The following is a 14,700-nucleotide window of genomic DNA, read 5'->3' on the forward strand; positions in this document are numbered from 1 at the left end:
GAATTCAAGGAGTTTGAATCATGGCTTATAGCGACAAGGTTCTGGACCATTACGAAAACCCGCGCAACGTCGGTTCGTTCGGCAAGGACGACGACACGGTCGGCACCGGCATGGTCGGCGCGCCCGCGTGCGGCGACGTGATGAAGCTGCAGATCCGCGTGGGCGCGGACGGTGTGATCGAAGATGCGAAGTTCAAGACGTATGGCTGCGGCTCGGCGATTGCCTCCAGCTCGCTCGTGACCGAATGGGTCAAGGGCAAGACCCTGGACCAGGCGCTGACGATCAAGAACACCCATATTGCTGAAGAACTGGCTTTACCGCCGGTCAAGATTCACTGTTCGATTCTCGCCGAAGACGCAATCAAGGCCGCCGTTGCAGACTACAAGCAACGTCATGGTGCGGGCGTTGCAGAAGCGGCTCCGGTTGAAGCGAAGCAGCACGCAGCGTAAGCAATTCAGGGAGGGGCGCCTGGGTCTGCAAGAGAGATCCGGCGCTCGGGTTTTGGATTCAAAGCAAGGCTGCAGCATGCGACCGGGAGCAACCATCCGGATTCAAGCAACTGCTGAAGAGAGACTATGGCAATCACGTTGACGGACAAGGCAGCACAGCACGTGCAGAAGTATCTGGTTCGACGCGGCAAGGGCGTAGGGCTGCGTCTTGGCGTGCGCACGACCGGCTGTTCGGGCCTCGCTTACAAGCTCGAGTACGTGGACGAACTCGCGCCGGAAGATCAGGTGTTCGAGTCGGCGGGCGTGAAGATCATTGTCGATCCGAAGAGCCTCGCTTATATCGACGGCACCGAACTGGATTTCGCGCGCGAAGGGCTGAACGAAGGTTTCAAGTTCAACAACCCGAATGTGAAAGACGAGTGCGGCTGCGGCGAATCTTTTCGCGTATAGCATTGTGGAAGAACAGCAAAGAGGCGGCGCGTGCCGCCTTTTTCTTTAGCGTCACTGCTTTTTAAGTCCATCTATCCTCCTCCCATGGCCACGCTCAACGACAGTCACTTCGACCTGTTCGATCTCCCGCCGACTTACGCCATCGATTCCGCGAAGCTGGACGAAGCGTATCGAACGGTGCAGGCGCAGGTTCATCCCGACCGGTTTGCAGCCGCGGGCGATGCGCAAAAGCGCGTTGCGATGCAGTGGGCCACGCGCGCGAACGAGGCGTACCAGACGCTGCGCGACCCGCTCAAGCGGGCCACGTACATGCTCTCGCTGCGCGGTGTGCATGCCGACGCCGAGAACAACACGGCGATGGAACCGGCCTTCCTGATGCAGCAAATGGAATGGCGCGAAAATATCGAGGACGCGGCGGGGGCGAAGAACGTGGGCGCGCTCGAGTCCCTGCTCGAGGAAATGCGCGACCAGGAACGCATTCGCTTCGAAAAGCTGGCGGCTTTGATCGACAGTCACGCCGATCAGGCGGCAAGTGAAGCCGTCCGCCAGTTGATGTTTATCGAACGTGTGGCGAGCGAGATTGGCAACCAGATCGAAAAGCTCGACTGATTTCAGACCACCAGACGACACTACAGGCGTCACCAACCCCCAATAGAGCAACGATGGCTTTACTGCAAATTTCAGAACCCGGCATGGCTCCGGCGCCGCATCAGCGGCGCATTGCCGTGGGCATCGATCTCGGTACGACGAATTCGCTCGTGGCCGCCATGCGCAACAGCGTAGCTGAAGTGCTGCCCGACGAGGACGGCCATTACCTGCTGCCGTCGGTGGTTCGGTATCTGGAGAAGGGCGGCCGGCGTATCGGTCGTGTTGCGAAGGAAGAAGCGGCGCTTGATCCGCGCAACACGATTGTTTCGGTCAAGCGTTTCATGGGCCGCGGCAAGAGTGAAGTGGAAGGCGCCGAGAACGCGCCCTACGATTTTGTCGATGCGCCAGGCATGGTGCAGATTCGTACTATCGATGGTGTGAAGAGCCCGGTGGAAGTATCGGCGGAAATCCTGGCGACGTTGCGTTATCGCGCGGAAGATTCGCTTGGCGACGATCTGGTCGGTGCGGTGATCACCGTTCCGGCTTATTTCGATGAAGCCCAGCGTCAAGCCACGAAAGACGCCGCGAAACTCGCCGGCCTGAACGTGCTGCGTTTGCTGAACGAACCGACTGCGGCCGCGATTGCTTATGGGCTGGACAACGCATCGGAAGGGTTATACGCCGTGTACGACCTCGGCGGCGGAACCTTCGACCTGTCGATTCTCAAGCTCACCAAAGGCGTCTTCGAAGTGCTCGCGGCAGGCGGCGATTCAGCGCTGGGAGGGGATGATTTCGATGCCATGGTTTATCGGCACGTGCTCGCAAAAGCGAAGGTGAAGCCGGCAACGCCTGAGGACGTGCGGCTGTTGCTCGATCATGTGCGTACGGCCAAGGAAGCGTTGTCGGATGCGCCGGAAGCGCGCATCCAAGCCGCGTTCTCCGATGGTCAGAAAATCGATCTGACAATCACCGAAACCGACTTTGCCGCGCTGACTGAAACGCTGGTTGCACGCACGCTGACGCCGACCCGCAAGGCGTTGCGCGATGCGAAGATCTCGGCGTCCGAGATCAAGGGCGTCGTGCTGGTTGGCGGCGCGACACGTATGCCGGTGATTCGGCGCGCGGTCGAAGAATATTTCGGCCAGCCGCCATTGACCAATCTCGATCCCGATCAGGTCGTGGCGCTCGGCGCTGCGATCCAGGCCGACATGCTCGCGGGCAATCGAAGCGGCGAGGGCGATGACTGGCTGTTGCTGGACGTAATTCCGCTGTCGCTCGGTGTCGAAACCATGGGCGGCCTGACGGAAAAAATCATCCCGCGCAATTCGACCATTCCGGTCGCGCGCGCGCGCAGGACTTCACGACCTTCAAGGACGGCCAGACCGCAATGGCCATTCACGTGGTGCAGGGCGAACGCGAGCTCGTTTCCGACTGCCGGTCGCTCGCGCGTTTCGAGCTGCGCGGCATTCCGCCCATGGCCGCCGGCGCTGCGCGCATTCGCGTGACGTATCAGGTGGACGCGGACGGTTTGCTGTCGGTGTTTGCGCGCGAACAATTGTCGGGCGTGGAGGCATCGGTGGTCGTGAAACCGTCCTACGGTCTTGCCGATGACGACGTTGCCCGCATGCTGGAAGAGAGCTTCACCACCGCCGAAGTCGATATGCGCGCCCGCGCGCTGCGCGAAGCGCAAGTCGACGCACGGCGTCTGGTAGAAGCATCGCAAGCGGCGTTGGGCGCGGACAGCGAACTGCTGGACGACGCCGAGCGCGCGAATATCGAAATGTTGATCGGCCAGCTGGCAACGGTCACGACGGGCGACAGCACGGACGCCATCGAAGCCGCGACCAAGGAACTGGCCGCCGCCACCGACGAGTTCGCCGCCCGCCGCATGAACAAAAGTATTCGCCGCGCACTCGCCGGCCGCCGGCTCGACGAAGTCTGAGCCCATAACGACATAGAACGGAAAGAAGTCATGCCCCAGATCGTAGTTTTGCCCCACGTCGAGTTGTGCCCGGATGGCGCGGTGATCGACGCGGACTTATCGAAGAGTATTTGCGACAACTTGCTGGATAACGGCATCGAGATCGAGCACGCGTGCGAGAAGTCATGCGCCTGCACGACGTGTCACGTGATCATCCGCGAAGGATTCAACGCGCTGGTTCCATCGGAAGAAGACGAGGACGATTTGCTCGACAAGGCATGGGGACTCGAGCCGACGTCGCGGTTATCATGTCAGGCGATGGCACCCGCCGACGAGGATCTCGTGGTCGAGATTCCGCGCTACACCATCAATCACGCTAAAGAGAATCACTGAAACTATCAGGGACCTTGAGACAGGAGCGCTTGCCATGAAGTGGACAGACACGCAGGACATCGCGATGGCACTGACCGACGCGCATCAGAACGTCGATCCGCAGTTCGTGCGATTTACGGATTTGCATCGCTGGGTGACGGAATTGGCAGGCTTCGACGACGATCCTGAGAAATCCAACGAGAGGATTCTCGAGGCGATCCAGGCGGCATGGATTGAAGACGCGGATTACTGAATCTGGCGTCGGCCAAGACAAAACAAAACGGCGACTCCGCGAGGAGTCGCCGTTTTGTTATCCAGTTCAACCATCCAACCGATATCAGCCCGCAGCCAGCGTACCGTTCTCGATGCGCACGCGTTGGCCCTGGCTGAATGGCGGCGGCTCACGATACGTGAAATAACGCGTCTTGCCGTTTTCCATGTGCACGCGCACCGAATAATCGGTCTCGCTGCGCAGATGTTTTTCCACCGCGTTACCGCCAAGGCCGCCGCCTAAAGCGCCGAGAATCGTCATGCCGGTACGGCCACCTCCGCGACCAAACTGGTTACCGATCAGACCACCCGCAACCGCGCCGCCAACTGCACCGATACCCGTGCCGTGACCTTCGCGCTTCACCGCCGAGATGCCTTCAACCGTGCCGCAAGTAGAGCAGTACGCAGCTTGCACTGGTTGCTGCTGCGCATAGTTCGGCTGCTGCGCGGGTTGCTGTTGAGCCACTTGGCGGGCCTGCTGTTCCTGCGCTGCTTGTTGCTGCTGCGCCGCTTGCTGTTGAGCGGCTTGCTGCTGCGCCTGTGCTTGAGCCGCTGTCGGCGCCACGGGTTGTGTCGCGACCTGTGCTGCTTGCGTCTGGTCGTTCACAGGCGACGTGCTGGACGCCTTCGGAAAGAGTCCAGTGACGGCGGCCGTAGCCGCGAGACTCGCAATGATGACCGCACCCGCGGCGGTAGCCACCAGTGGGTGAATCTTGCGATTGGGTGAATTTGGGGTGGTCATGTTGTTGTTGCTGTTATCCATTTTTGAACCTCCGTCTCAAGGCAGAGTGCGATGTTGCTGGGTGTCTGGTGATTAGTTTGCGGCAGTATCCGCCGCCGGATTTATCAATTTGTAACGTTTCGGTGTGATCTATTGACGCAAGAACCGCACCGGGATCGATAAGTGCTACAGGTGCTTGTTTTATAAGGGTTTTTGCCTGTACTGGGTCCGTGGTTTCGCTCAACAGCAATTACCTTTTACCTAAAGTTACAAACTTTATGACCCATCTGAACGTAAAAAGGCGCTTTCGCGCCTTTTTTACAAACCAGCCGTGTTTGCCGAAATCAGTCTTCCCGGCGCAAATGTGGGAACAGGATTACGTCACGGATGCTAGGGCTGTCGGTGAGCAGCATGACCATCCGGTCAATACCAATCCCGCAGCCGCCCGTCGGCGGCATGCCGTGTTCGAGCGCGCGAATGTAGTCGGCGTCGTAGAACATGGCTTCTTCGTCACCGGCATCTTTTTGGTCGACCTGCTTTTGAAAGCGTGCAGCCTGATCTTCAGGGTCGTTCAGCTCGGAGAAGCCGTTCGCGATCTCGCGGCCCGTGATGAACAGCTCGAAGCGCTCGGTGATTCCCGGAACCGTATCGGATGCCCGTGCCAGCGGCGACACTTCCAGCGGATAGTCGACAATGAACGTCGGCTCCCACAATTGCGATTCCGCGGTTTCCTCGAACAGCGCGAGTTGCAGCGCGCCCACGCCGGCATTCAGGAACTGCGGCTGCGATGCATCGACGCCAAACTTTTTCAGTTCCGGGCGCAGGAACGCTGGATCGCCAAGTTGTTCGTCCGTGTATTGCGGTGCAAATTTCTGGATTGCCTCGCAAATGGTCAGCCGATGGAACGGCTTCGATAAATCCAGCTCGCGCCCCTGATAGGTGATGTTGGCGGTACCGCGTGCATCGATGGCCGCCTGCCGGATCAGCTCTTCCGTGAAGTTCATGATCCACGTGTATTCCGTGTACGCGGCGTAGAACTCCATCATGGTGAACTCGGGGTTGTGTCGCGGCGACACGCCTTCGTTGCGGAAATTGCGGTTGATCTCGAACACGCGTTCAAAGCCGCCGACCACCAGCCGCTTCAAATACAGCTCGGGCGCGATACGCAAAAACATCTGCATGTCGAGCGCGTTGTGATGCGTGACGAACGGCTTTGCCGCGGCGCCGCCGGGAATCGGATGCAGCATCGGCGTTTCCACTTCCATGAAATCCGCCTTCGCCATGAAGCTGCGAATCGACGCGAACGCCTTCGTGCGCGCAATAAACGTCTGGCGCGTTTCCGGCGTCACGATCAGGTCGACGTATCGCTGGCGATAGCGCATTTCCTGATCGGACAGCCCGTGAAATTTGTCGGGAAGAGGGCGCAACGCCTTCGTCAGCAGACGCAGCTCGGTGCATCGGACAGAAAGTTCGCCTTTGTTCGTGCGGAACAAAACGCCCTTCGACGCGATGATGTCGCCCAGGTCCCACTTCTTGAACGCGTCGTAGACGTCCTGGCCGACGTCGGCGGGCGTGATGAAGAACTGGATCTGGCCGCTGCCGTCCTGCACTGTCGCAAAACTGGCCTTGCCCATCACGCGTTTCAACATCATGCGGCCGGCGACAGCGACTTGCAGCGGCTCGGCTTCGAGCGCTTCCTTGTCTTTATCGGCGTAATCGGCTTGCAGCGCGGCGGCCTGGTGCGTCGGACGAAAATCGTTCGGGTACGCGATGCCTTGCTCGCGCAGCGCACGGAGTTTGTCGCGACGCTCGGCGAGGATCTGGTTTTCTTCCAGTTCGGGAGCGGCGCCCGGCTGAGTCGGTTCGGTCATGATGTCTTCGGCGATGAATACGGTGACTGCGGCTGAATTGGGACCTGATTCGGTCGTTGGCCGCAAATATCAGCGACGCAATGCTGCGGTGAATTGCTGCAGAACGTCGCTGCAAAAGATGCTTAAAAGCGTGCTTCGGTTACACGCCCTGTTTCAGGCTGGCGCTGATGAAGTCGTCCAGATCGCCATCGAGTACGGATTTCGTGTTGCTGATTTCCACGTTCGTGCGCAAGTCCTTGATACGGCTGTTGTCGAGCACGTACGAGCGGATCTGGTGACCCCAGCCCACGTCGGTCTTGCTGTTTTCCAGGTTGTCTTTCTCGACCTGGCGCTTGCGCATTTCGAACTCGTACAGCTTTGCCTTCAGCATCATCATGGCTTCGGCGCGGTTGCGGTGCTGCGAGCGGTCGTTCTGGCACTGCACGACGATCCCCGTCGGTCCGTGCGTGAGACGCACAGCGGAATCTGTCTTGTTGATGTGCTGGCCGCCCGCGCCCGACGCGCGGTACGTGTCGGTGCGAATGTCCGCCGGATTGATATCGATTTCGATGGAGTCGTCGACTTCCGGGTACACGAAGATCGATGAAAACGACGTATGGCGCCCGCCCGACGAGTCGAAGGGCGACTTGCGCACGAGCCGGTGCACGCCCGTTTCCGTGCGCAGGAATCCGTATGCGTATTCGCCTTCCACCTTGATGGTCGCGCTCTTGATCCCGGCAACGTCGCCGTCGGATTCTTCCAGCACTTCGGTCTTGAAGCCCTTACGCTCGCAGTAGCGCAGGTACTGGCGCATCAGCATGGCTGCCCAGTCGCACGCTTCGGTGCCGCCGGCGCCTGCCTGGATATCGATAAAGCAGTTGTTCGGGTCGGCCGGGTTCGAGAACATCCGGCGGAATTCCATGTCTTCGACGCGTTTTTGAAGCGCTGCCGCGTCTGTCTCGCACGAGACGAGTGTGTCTTCGTCGGCTTCCTCGCGGGCCATGTCGAACAGATCCTGCGTGTCGCGCAGGTCGTTATCGAGGTCCGTGATCGTGGTGACGACGCCGTCGAGCAGCTTTTTCTCGCGGCCCAGCGCCTGGGCGTTTTTCGAGTCGTTCCAGACGTTCGGGTCTTCTAGTACCCGGTTGACCTCGTCGAGGCGAAGAGCCTTGGCGTCGTAGTCAAAGATACCCCCGGAGCTCGCCGGCGCGATGGCGCAGGTCGGCGAGGAGATTCTCGATTGCGTTTAGACGTTCCGCTTCCATGTGATCGTTTTCAGGTTTTTTGGCTAAGAGGGAAATTATAACTTAGCCGCAACCTGCGCTGGGCGGGCGCGGACGATCGGGACCCCGCGTTTCACGCGAGCGCGTGCTCGACGATCATCTGCACACGCGCCACACCATTCCATGTATCTGAAACCAGCCGGTACGCCACCACCGTGCGATTCGGCAACGTGTCCGTATGATTGAACCAGATCGCATTGAAGCGCTGCTGGCCGCGCCGCAGTTGCAGTTTCAGGTGTTTGTCCTTCACAAGCGCCTGCGAAGCCACTTCGAATTCGCCAGAGAAAACCGGCGCGGGGAAGCCCTGGCCCCAGACGGCGTTATCGATCAGTTCGACGAATTGCGGCGTGAAATAAGCGTCTTCGAGTTCGCCGTCGGTTTCAACCACCCGCGATAAGGCGTCGGTTGTCAGCCATTCGCGCCCGACCGCTTCGAACGCGGCGGTGAAGCGGGGAATGTCCGCGGTGACGATGGTCATGCCAGCGGCCATCGCGTGTCCGCCGAATTTCACGATCATTCCGGGCTCGCGCTTGGAAATCAGGTCCACGGCGTCGCGCAAATGGAAGCCGGCAATCGAGCGTCCCGATCCCTTCGATAAAACCCCGCTGTCATCCGCGTGCGCAAATGTGAACGACGGACGATGAAATCTCTCCTTCAAACGCCCGGCGACAATCCCGATCACACCCTGGTGCCAGGTGGGATTGAACAGCGTCAGGGTGGCGGAATCGGCCGGATCGATGCTCGCCAGTTCCTCGAGCGCCTGTTCCTGCATCCCGGCTTCGATTTCGCGCCGTTCGCGGTTGATGCCGTCGAGTTGCTGCGCGAGTTCCCACGCGCGGCCGATGTCGTCGGTGATCAGGCATTCAATGCCGAGCGACATATCCGACAAGCGTCCCGCCGCGTTCAGGCGAGGGCCGAGCGCAAAGCCGAGATCGAAGCCGGATGCAACGCGCGCATCGCGCGCCGCTGCGCGAAACAGCGCCGCGATACCCGGCTGCATGCGTCCCGCGCGAATCCGCTTCAGACCTTGCGCCACCAGGATGCGGTTGTTCGGATCGAGCTTCACCACGTCGGCGACGGTTCCAAGCGCAACGAGATCGAGCAGGCCGTCCAGACGCGGTTCGGGCGCTTCGTCCGTGAACGCATTGCGGCGGCGCAATTCCGCGCGCAACGCCAGCAGTACGTAGAAAATCACGCCCACGCCCGCAATGCATTTGCTCGGAAAGCTGCAGCCCGGCTGGTTCGGATTCACGATTGCGCGCGCCGGCGGGAGATCGTCGCCCGGCAGGTGGTGGTCGGTCACGAGCACATCGATACCCAACGCGTTCGCCGCTTCCACGCCATCCACGCTCGCGATGCCGTTATCGACCGTGATCAGCAAATCCGGCTTGCCTCCCGCGCGACCCGCCGCCAACGCCACGATTTCAGGCGTCAACCCGTAACCGTATTCAAAACGATTCGGCACCAGATAATCGATCTGCGCGCCGAACATGCGAAGCCCGCGAACGGCCACCGCGCAGGCCGTCGCGCCGTCGCAATCGTAGTCGGCAACGACGAGCATGCGGCGCTTCGCTACGAGCGCATCGGCGAGAACAACGGCCGCTTCATCGCAGCCCTTGAGCCCGATGGGCGCGTGCAATTTCTTGAGCTCGGTTTCGATTTCGTCCGGTGAACACACACCGCGCGATGCATACAGCCGCGCGATAACCGGATGAACGCCATGACGCACGAGAACGGCGGCATCGGCGGGAGAGGGGGCACGTGTGACGATTCGGGTCATTCGTTCCAGTTTCTATTCGATGAACAACGCGGCAATCGGACGTCGCCGCCAGAATTTGCGCAACGCACCGCGTGTAACGCTCAGCGATACGGAGCCGGTATCGCTGCACAACGTAAGGCGCAACGTGCCGAGCGAGTCATTTTCGAGCGCGCTGAGCGCAGGCGCGAACCAGTCGCGCTCGAGAACACCGAGCGCTTCATTCCACCGCGCCCAGTCCTGTTCTATAAACGGCGCCGAGAACGGATCGAGTTCTACCAGCGTGCGGCCATTGTTCTGGTTTTGATCTGCGGCAAGCGCCGCGAACGATGCCGGCGGCGCTTCCGGAACGATATCGGCGGCGAGTGCCAAGCCGCGTGTGGCTGCCGCACTCGACATGACCCGCGCGAACGGACTTGTCGCGCTGCGAATCGCGCCTTGTGCGTGCAACCAGATCGAGTTGATCGCGGGCAGGCCGCGCATCTCGCGCGCTTCGTTGAGCGGATGCTCGAACCACGCCATCTGCACTTCATTCTGCAACTTCATCCATGCCCGCGAGCGCTCGCCCGTGCCGGCTTCGTGCGGCAGCCAGATCTCGATGTTGCGCCCGCTCGCCCGCAACGGCGACGCCCCGGCTAGCGTGCCGAGGCTTTCGCCCGTGACGTACCAGCGCACCGGTTGCGGCGCCTGGATCGTCAGGCCAAGGTCTTCTATTAGTGGCTTGACGACATCGAACAGCGTTCGTGCTTCCTCGTTCTCCACGCCGAGCGTCGCCGGATCGATCAGGACCAGGTGGTCACGCGCAATACGAACGTGAACCGGCTCGATGCAAGCCCATGTGGCATCGGCCGGAGAACCGCCGTCGGCGAGCAGCATGTAGGGCGCGAGCGGTGCTTCGTCGGCGGCCTGCCTTGATGACGTATTCGATGAGTCATTCACCACGCCGAATTGCCGCGCAATCCAGCGTTCGTGCGGCAAGGTGCGCTGAAAATCCTCGCCGATCACGCGTTCGTCGACCGTTGCGCGGGCAAGCAGCCGATCAAGCGCTGGACGCGCGAGGGTGTGAAGCGCAGTTGCCGCGTCGGCGGCGGACGGCAGCGCGAACGGAAGAAGAAGATGGAGATCGTGGAGCTTGGGCGTGGGCATGATGCTGGGCATTGTATGGCAAAGGGCCCGGCGCTTCTGCTGGCTGATTGCGCGTTTTAAGCGCGGGTAGGCTCGCGCGGTTCGACTTTTCGATCGATTTCACTGCGTGTGGGCAGTGTCTTGAGGTCGTACATGGCCTGCAGATTCAACCAGAATTCAGGCGTGGTGTCGAAGTAGCGCGCGAGGCGATAAGCCGTATCCGCCGTGATGCCGCGCCGTTCCTTCACGATCTCGTGCAGCCGCGTGGCCGGCACGTTGAGCGCCAGCGCCAGCGCGTTGACGCTCAACTCCAGCGGAACCAGATAGTCTTCCCGGAGAATTTCTCCGGGATGAACTGCGCGCATTCCGTTCTTCGACATGTTGAATCAACCCGCTTAGTGATAGTCAATGATCTCGACGTCGACAGGACCCTTCGTCGTCCATTTGAAACAAACGCGCCACTGGCTGTTGATCCGAATGCTGAGCTGGCCCCGCCGGTCGCCCGACAGCCGTTCGAGACGGTTGCCGGGCGGTGATTTCAGGTCGCGCAACTCGTGCGAAGCATCCAGCGCCGAAAGCCTTCTGGTCGCGACATCTGCAATTGCTGCGAACCGCTTCGGCGTTTCACCTTCGTAAAGTGCCTGGGTGTCCTTGCATCGGAACGTTTGAATCATTATGGTCATCGTATTACGTTTTGCGTAATACGTAAAGGGTTAAATTGAAGGCCGTCGCGGCGGGCATCGCCAAGTCTTTTTGGAAGGGTTCGTGCGGCTGGCGAGCTGATCGAGTATGGACTGACGTCTCGCTTCCCGAAATTGGCCGAATGGCCAGTGTCAAGGGTTTTGCACGCGTTTCGCGTGCGTTTTCCGCCGCATTGCGTCCCTCGGTCTAAAGGGGGGCTTAAGCATTGTGTGGCAAACTTCGCGCTTGATCGGATGCGCAACGGCGCGTCCAGTTCGCGCCTGATCGACGGATCGGGTGATAAAAACGGCGCAAGTCGCACGGAACGTCCATCCGTGCACCGAATGCGCGATGGTCGGATCGAAGAACGTTAGACGCTGAAAGGAATCGCTTGAAACTTCCCTATGAATGGCAGATCGGCTGGCGCTACACCCGCGCCGGCAAACGCACCACCGGCAACGGTTTCATCTCGTTCATTGCGCTGGTATCCATGGCCGGCATCGCGCTCGGCGTGGCCGCGCTGATCGTGGTGCTTTCGGTAATGAACGGCTTTCAGAAAGAGGTTCGCGATCGCATGTTGTCGGTGCTCGCGCACGTCGAAATCTTTTCGCCGACGGGGTCCATGCCCAACTGGCAACTGACCGCTCAGGAAGCGCGCAAGAATCCGGAAGTGATCGGCGCGGCGCCTTATGTCGACGCGCAGGCGCTGCTCACGCGGCAAGGTGCTGTCAGCGGCGTGGCGTTGCGCGGCGTCGAGCCGACGCTCGAGCCGCAAGTGTCCGATATCGGCAAGGAAATGAAGGGCGGCAAGCTCACGGATCTCGTGCCGGGCGGGTTCGGCATCGTGCTCGGACGCGACCTGGCGAGCAATCTCGGCGTAGGAACAGGTGACAAGATCACGCTGGTGGCCCCGGAAGGCACGATCACGCCAGCGGGCATGCTGCCGCGGCTCAAGCAGTTCACGGTCGTCGGCGTATTCGAATCCGGGCACTACGAGTACGATTCCACGCTCGCACTGATTTCCATCTCCGATGCCCAGGCGCTCTTTCGCCTGCCGGCGCCCACGGGCGTGCGGCTGAAACTGAAGGACATGCAACGCGCGCCGGAAGTCGCGCGGCAGCTTTCGCGCACGCTCTCCGGCGACCTTTACATTCGCGACTGGACGCAGCAGAACAAGACGTGGTTCTCGGCCGTGCAAATCGAAAAACGCATGATGTTCATCATCCTGACGCTCATCATTGCGGTCGCGGCGTTCAACCTGGTTTCGTCGCTGGTGATGACCGTGACCGATAAGCAAGCGGACATCGCGATTCTTCGCACGCTTGGCGCGCAGCCCGGGTCGATCATGAAGATCTTCGTGATTCAGGGCGTGACGATCGGGTTTATCGGCACGGCAATCGGCGTGACGCTCGGATGCCTGATCGCCTGGAGCATCCCGTGGCTCGTGCCGGGTATCGAACATCTGTTCGGCGTGCAGTTCCTGCCGCCGTCGGTGTATTTCATCAGCGAACTGCCGTCCGAACTCGTCCCCGCCGACGTGATCCGGATCGGGCTGATCGCGTTTGTCTTGTCATCGCTCGCCACGCTCTATCCGAGCTGGCGCGGCGCGAAGGTCCGTCCGGCGGAGGCATTGCGGTATGAGTGAGGTGTCGAACAACATCGTGCTGGAAGCATCGGCCATTTCGAAGACGTTCGTGCAGGGCGGCTTCAACGTGCAAGTGCTGGACAATGCTGAATTGCAGGTGCATCGCGGCGAAAAGCTTGCGATCGTCGGCGCGTCGGGTTCCGGCAAAAGCACGTTGTTGCACGTGCTCGGCGGGCTCGATGAACCCAGCGCCGGCAAGGTTTCGCTTTTGGGCAAGCCGTTCACCGCGTTGCGCGAACGCGAGCGCAACGAACTGCGCAACAAGGCGCTTGGATTCGTGTACCAGTTTCATCATCTGCTCGCTGAATTCAGCGCGCTCGATAACGTCGCGATGCCGCTGCGCATTCGCCGCATGACCGAAGTCGATGCCCGCAAGCAGGCCATGGACATGCTCGAGCGCGTGGGTATCGGGCATCGGGCGAAACATCGGCCCGGCGAGTTGTCGGGCGGCGAGCGCCAGCGTGTGGCCATCGCGCGGGCATTGGTCACCCATCCGGCCTGCGTACTCGCCGACGAACCTACCGGCAACCTCGACGGCGGCACGGCGGACACCGTGTTCAACCTGATGCTGGAGTTGTCGCAGACGCTTGAAACGAGCTTCGTGATCGTCACGCACGATCCTGATCTGGCCGCGCGCTGCGACCGCATCATGCGCCTGCGCGATGGCGTGCTGTTCGAGGAGCCGGTCGTACCTGTCTAGTTGCGGGAATCACGGAGCGATCATGTGGATCGATACGCACTGCCATCTCGATGCTTCCGAATTCGATGCCGACCGCGAAGACGTCGCGGCATCGGCGCTGAAAGCGGGCGTCGGGCGAATCGTGATCCCGGGCGTCGAGCGCCAGAACTTCAGTACGGTGCGCGAGCTTGCGCATCGGATCGAGGGCGGCGCTTATGCACTCGGCATCCACCCGCTCTTTACTCCGCGTGCACAGGACGACGATCTACGCGTGTTGCGCGAGCATATCGCGGCGAGCATGGATGATCCTCGGTTTGTGGGTATTGGCGAGATCGGGCTGGATTATTTCGTGCCTGGCCTCGATGACGCTCGCCAGACCTTCTTCTATTACGAGCAGCTCAAGATTGCACGTGACTTCGATCTGCCGGTCATTTGTCATGTGCGTAAATCGCAGGACAAAGTGCTCAAAGGCTTGCGTGTGCACGGCGTGAAAGTGGGTATCGCGCACGCGTTCAACGGCAGTTTTCAACAGGCCGAAGCGTTCATTGCGCATGGCATGCGGCTTGGTTTCGGCGGCAATCTCACGTTTGAGCGCGCACGGCAGATCCGGCGCCTTGCGGCTGACCTACCGCTCGATGCAATCGTGCTCGAAACCGATGCGCCGGATATTGCGCCCTCCTGGTTATACAAACATCGGAATGCGCCGGATCAGGTGGCGGGCATTGCGCGGGTGCTGGCTGAATTGCGCGGTATCAGCGAAGAGACGCTTTCCATAGGCACAACGGCTAACGCGCAATTGGCACTGCCGCGGCTTGCACTTATCTCCGCATAATCAGTTCTTCTGACTTGTTCGATTGCACGCGTCGTAGAGAAACGCTTTCTCGCCGATGCGTTTGCGCTCGCGTCAAGG

General features: G+C 60.5%; 15 protein-coding genes and 1 pseudogene. 9 read left to right on the forward strand and 7 right to left on the reverse strand.

Features of this window, described 5'->3' with window-relative positions; genetic code table 11:
• Nucleotides 1-20 precede the first annotated feature (20 nt).
• The 6 genes and pseudogenes from iscU to iscX all read left to right on the forward strand — a co-directional run bounded on the left by iscU (nucleotide 21) and on the right by iscX (nucleotide 4,033).
• The gene (iscU, locus tag AX768_RS05145) at nucleotides 21-449 is read left to right on the forward strand and encodes a Fe-S cluster assembly scaffold IscU (protein ID WP_061999055.1); all 429 of its coding nucleotides are present in this window, start codon (nucleotides 21-23) and stop codon (nucleotides 447-449) included.
• A gap of 126 nt (nucleotides 450-575) precedes the next feature.
• Nucleotides 576-899 (forward strand): iron-sulfur cluster assembly protein IscA, encoded by a 324-nt coding sequence (gene iscA, locus AX768_RS05150; protein ID WP_047896463.1) that lies wholly within the window; start codon nucleotides 576-578, stop codon nucleotides 897-899.
• An 84-nt stretch (nucleotides 900-983) separates the two neighbouring features.
• Nucleotides 984-1,508, forward strand: a complete 525-nt coding sequence (gene hscB, locus AX768_RS05155) for a Fe-S protein assembly co-chaperone HscB (protein WP_061999056.1) — start codon at nucleotides 984-986, stop codon at nucleotides 1,506-1,508.
• 53 nt (nucleotides 1,509-1,561) lie between these two features.
• Nucleotides 1,562-3,429 (forward strand): annotated as a pseudogene (gene hscA, locus AX768_RS05160) (Fe-S protein assembly chaperone HscA).
• Between the two features lie 30 nt (nucleotides 3,430-3,459).
• A complete protein-coding gene (gene fdx / locus AX768_RS05165; protein WP_061999057.1) occupies nucleotides 3,460-3,801 on the forward strand; it encodes an ISC system 2Fe-2S type ferredoxin in 342 nt (113 codons plus the stop codon).
• A 34-nt stretch (nucleotides 3,802-3,835) separates the two neighbouring features.
• Complete coding sequence (iscX, locus tag AX768_RS05170; protein WP_061999058.1) at nucleotides 3,836-4,033, forward strand: Fe-S cluster assembly protein IscX; 198 nt, start codon at nucleotides 3,836-3,838, stop codon at nucleotides 4,031-4,033.
• An 84-nt stretch (nucleotides 4,034-4,117) separates the two neighbouring features.
• Here the strand turns inward: iscX and AX768_RS05175 are convergent, their stop codons facing one another.
• The 7 genes from AX768_RS05175 to AX768_RS05205 form a co-directional block, all read right to left on the reverse strand.
• Complete coding sequence (locus AX768_RS05175) at nucleotides 4,118-4,813, reverse strand: glycine zipper 2TM domain-containing protein (RefSeq protein ID WP_061999059.1); 696 nt, start codon at nucleotides 4,811-4,813, stop codon at nucleotides 4,118-4,120.
• A gap of 302 nt (nucleotides 4,814-5,115) precedes the next feature.
• Complete coding sequence (gene lysS, locus AX768_RS05180; RefSeq protein ID WP_062000797.1) at nucleotides 5,116-6,642, reverse strand: lysine--tRNA ligase; 1,527 nt, start codon at nucleotides 6,640-6,642, stop codon at nucleotides 5,116-5,118.
• 139 nt (nucleotides 6,643-6,781) lie between these two features.
• A protein-coding gene (gene prfB / locus AX768_RS05185) for a peptide chain release factor 2 (RefSeq protein WP_119024634.1) occupies nucleotides 6,782-7,886 on the reverse strand; the annotation gives its coding sequence in 2 pieces (ribosomal slippage) (nucleotides 6,782-7,804 and nucleotides 7,806-7,886; 1,104 coding nt in all).
• Between the two features lie 91 nt (nucleotides 7,887-7,977).
• On the reverse strand, nucleotides 7,978-9,684 hold the full coding sequence (gene recJ, locus AX768_RS05190) for a single-stranded-DNA-specific exonuclease RecJ (protein ID WP_061999061.1): 1,707 nt from the start codon (nucleotides 9,682-9,684) through the stop codon (nucleotides 7,978-7,980).
• Between the two features lie 12 nt (nucleotides 9,685-9,696).
• Entirely contained in the window at nucleotides 9,697-10,818 is a 1,122-nt protein-coding gene (locus AX768_RS05195) for a hypothetical protein (RefSeq protein WP_061999062.1), read from the reverse strand.
• Nucleotides 10,819-10,862: 44 nt separating this feature from the next.
• Nucleotides 10,863-11,165: a HigA family addiction module antitoxin gene (locus tag AX768_RS05200; RefSeq protein ID WP_061999063.1), complete on the reverse strand. Its 303-nt coding sequence runs from the start codon at nucleotides 11,163-11,165 to the stop codon at nucleotides 10,863-10,865.
• A gap of 15 nt (nucleotides 11,166-11,180) precedes the next feature.
• Nucleotides 11,181-11,468: a type II toxin-antitoxin system RelE/ParE family toxin gene (locus tag AX768_RS05205; RefSeq protein WP_075360460.1), complete on the reverse strand. Its 288-nt coding sequence runs from the start codon at nucleotides 11,466-11,468 to the stop codon at nucleotides 11,181-11,183.
• Nucleotides 11,469-11,857: 389 nt separating this feature from the next.
• Between AX768_RS05205 and AX768_RS05210 the strand changes: the two genes are divergently transcribed.
• From AX768_RS05210 to AX768_RS05220, 3 genes are read left to right on the forward strand one after another with little or no spacing between them, the layout of a single operon-like run.
• The gene (locus AX768_RS05210; protein WP_061999064.1) at nucleotides 11,858-13,111 is read left to right on the forward strand and encodes a lipoprotein-releasing ABC transporter permease subunit; all 1,254 of its coding nucleotides are present in this window, start codon (nucleotides 11,858-11,860) and stop codon (nucleotides 13,109-13,111) included.
• Nucleotides 13,104-13,811 (forward strand): lipoprotein-releasing ABC transporter ATP-binding protein LolD, encoded by a 708-nt coding sequence (lolD, locus tag AX768_RS05215; protein WP_061999065.1) that lies wholly within the window; start codon nucleotides 13,104-13,106, stop codon nucleotides 13,809-13,811. The genes AX768_RS05210 and lolD overlap by 8 nt, the downstream gene beginning before the upstream one ends.
• Before the next feature lie 22 nt (nucleotides 13,812-13,833).
• On the forward strand, nucleotides 13,834-14,622 hold the full coding sequence (locus AX768_RS05220) for a TatD family hydrolase (protein ID WP_061999066.1): 789 nt from the start codon (nucleotides 13,834-13,836) through the stop codon (nucleotides 14,620-14,622).
• Nucleotides 14,623-14,700: the final 78 nt, after the last annotated feature.

Source organism: Burkholderia sp. PAMC 28687 (assembly GCF_001577465.1).
Taxonomy (GTDB): Bacteria; Pseudomonadota; Gammaproteobacteria; order Burkholderiales; family Burkholderiaceae; genus Caballeronia.

What these genes read in the sequence shown, in the direction of transcription:
- iscU (WP_061999055.1), top strand. Translation starts at nt 21, where the DNA reads ATGGCTTATAGCGACAAGGTTCTGGACCATTACGAAAACCCGCGCAAC.
- iscA (WP_047896463.1), top strand. Translation starts at nt 576, where the DNA reads ATGGCAATCACGTTGACGGACAAGGCAGCACAGCACGTGCAGAAGTAT.
- hscB (WP_061999056.1), top strand. Translation starts at nt 984, where the DNA reads ATGGCCACGCTCAACGACAGTCACTTCGACCTGTTCGATCTCCCGCCG.
- fdx (WP_061999057.1), top strand. Translation starts at nt 3,460, where the DNA reads ATGCCCCAGATCGTAGTTTTGCCCCACGTCGAGTTGTGCCCGGATGGC.
- iscX (WP_061999058.1), top strand. Translation starts at nt 3,836, where the DNA reads ATGAAGTGGACAGACACGCAGGACATCGCGATGGCACTGACCGACGCG.
- AX768_RS05175 (WP_061999059.1), bottom strand. Translation starts at nt 4,813, where the DNA reads ATGGATAACAGCAACAACAACATGACCACCCCAAATTCACCCAATCGC.
- lysS (WP_062000797.1), bottom strand. Translation starts at nt 6,642, where the DNA reads ATGACCGAACCGACTCAGCCGGGCGCCGCTCCCGAACTGGAAGAAAAC.
- recJ (WP_061999061.1), bottom strand. Translation starts at nt 9,684, where the DNA reads ATGACCCGAATCGTCACACGTGCCCCCTCTCCCGCCGATGCCGCCGTT.
- AX768_RS05195 (WP_061999062.1), bottom strand. Translation starts at nt 10,818, where the DNA reads ATGCCCAGCATCATGCCCACGCCCAAGCTCCACGATCTCCATCTTCTT.
- AX768_RS05200 (WP_061999063.1), bottom strand. Translation starts at nt 11,165, where the DNA reads ATGTCGAAGAACGGAATGCGCGCAGTTCATCCCGGAGAAATTCTCCGG.
- AX768_RS05205 (WP_075360460.1), bottom strand. Translation starts at nt 11,468, where the DNA reads ATGACCATAATGATTCAAACGTTCCGATGCAAGGACACCCAGGCACTT.
- lolD (WP_061999065.1), top strand. Translation starts at nt 13,104, where the DNA reads ATGAGTGAGGTGTCGAACAACATCGTGCTGGAAGCATCGGCCATTTCG.
- AX768_RS05220 (WP_061999066.1), top strand. Translation starts at nt 13,834, where the DNA reads ATGTGGATCGATACGCACTGCCATCTCGATGCTTCCGAATTCGATGCC.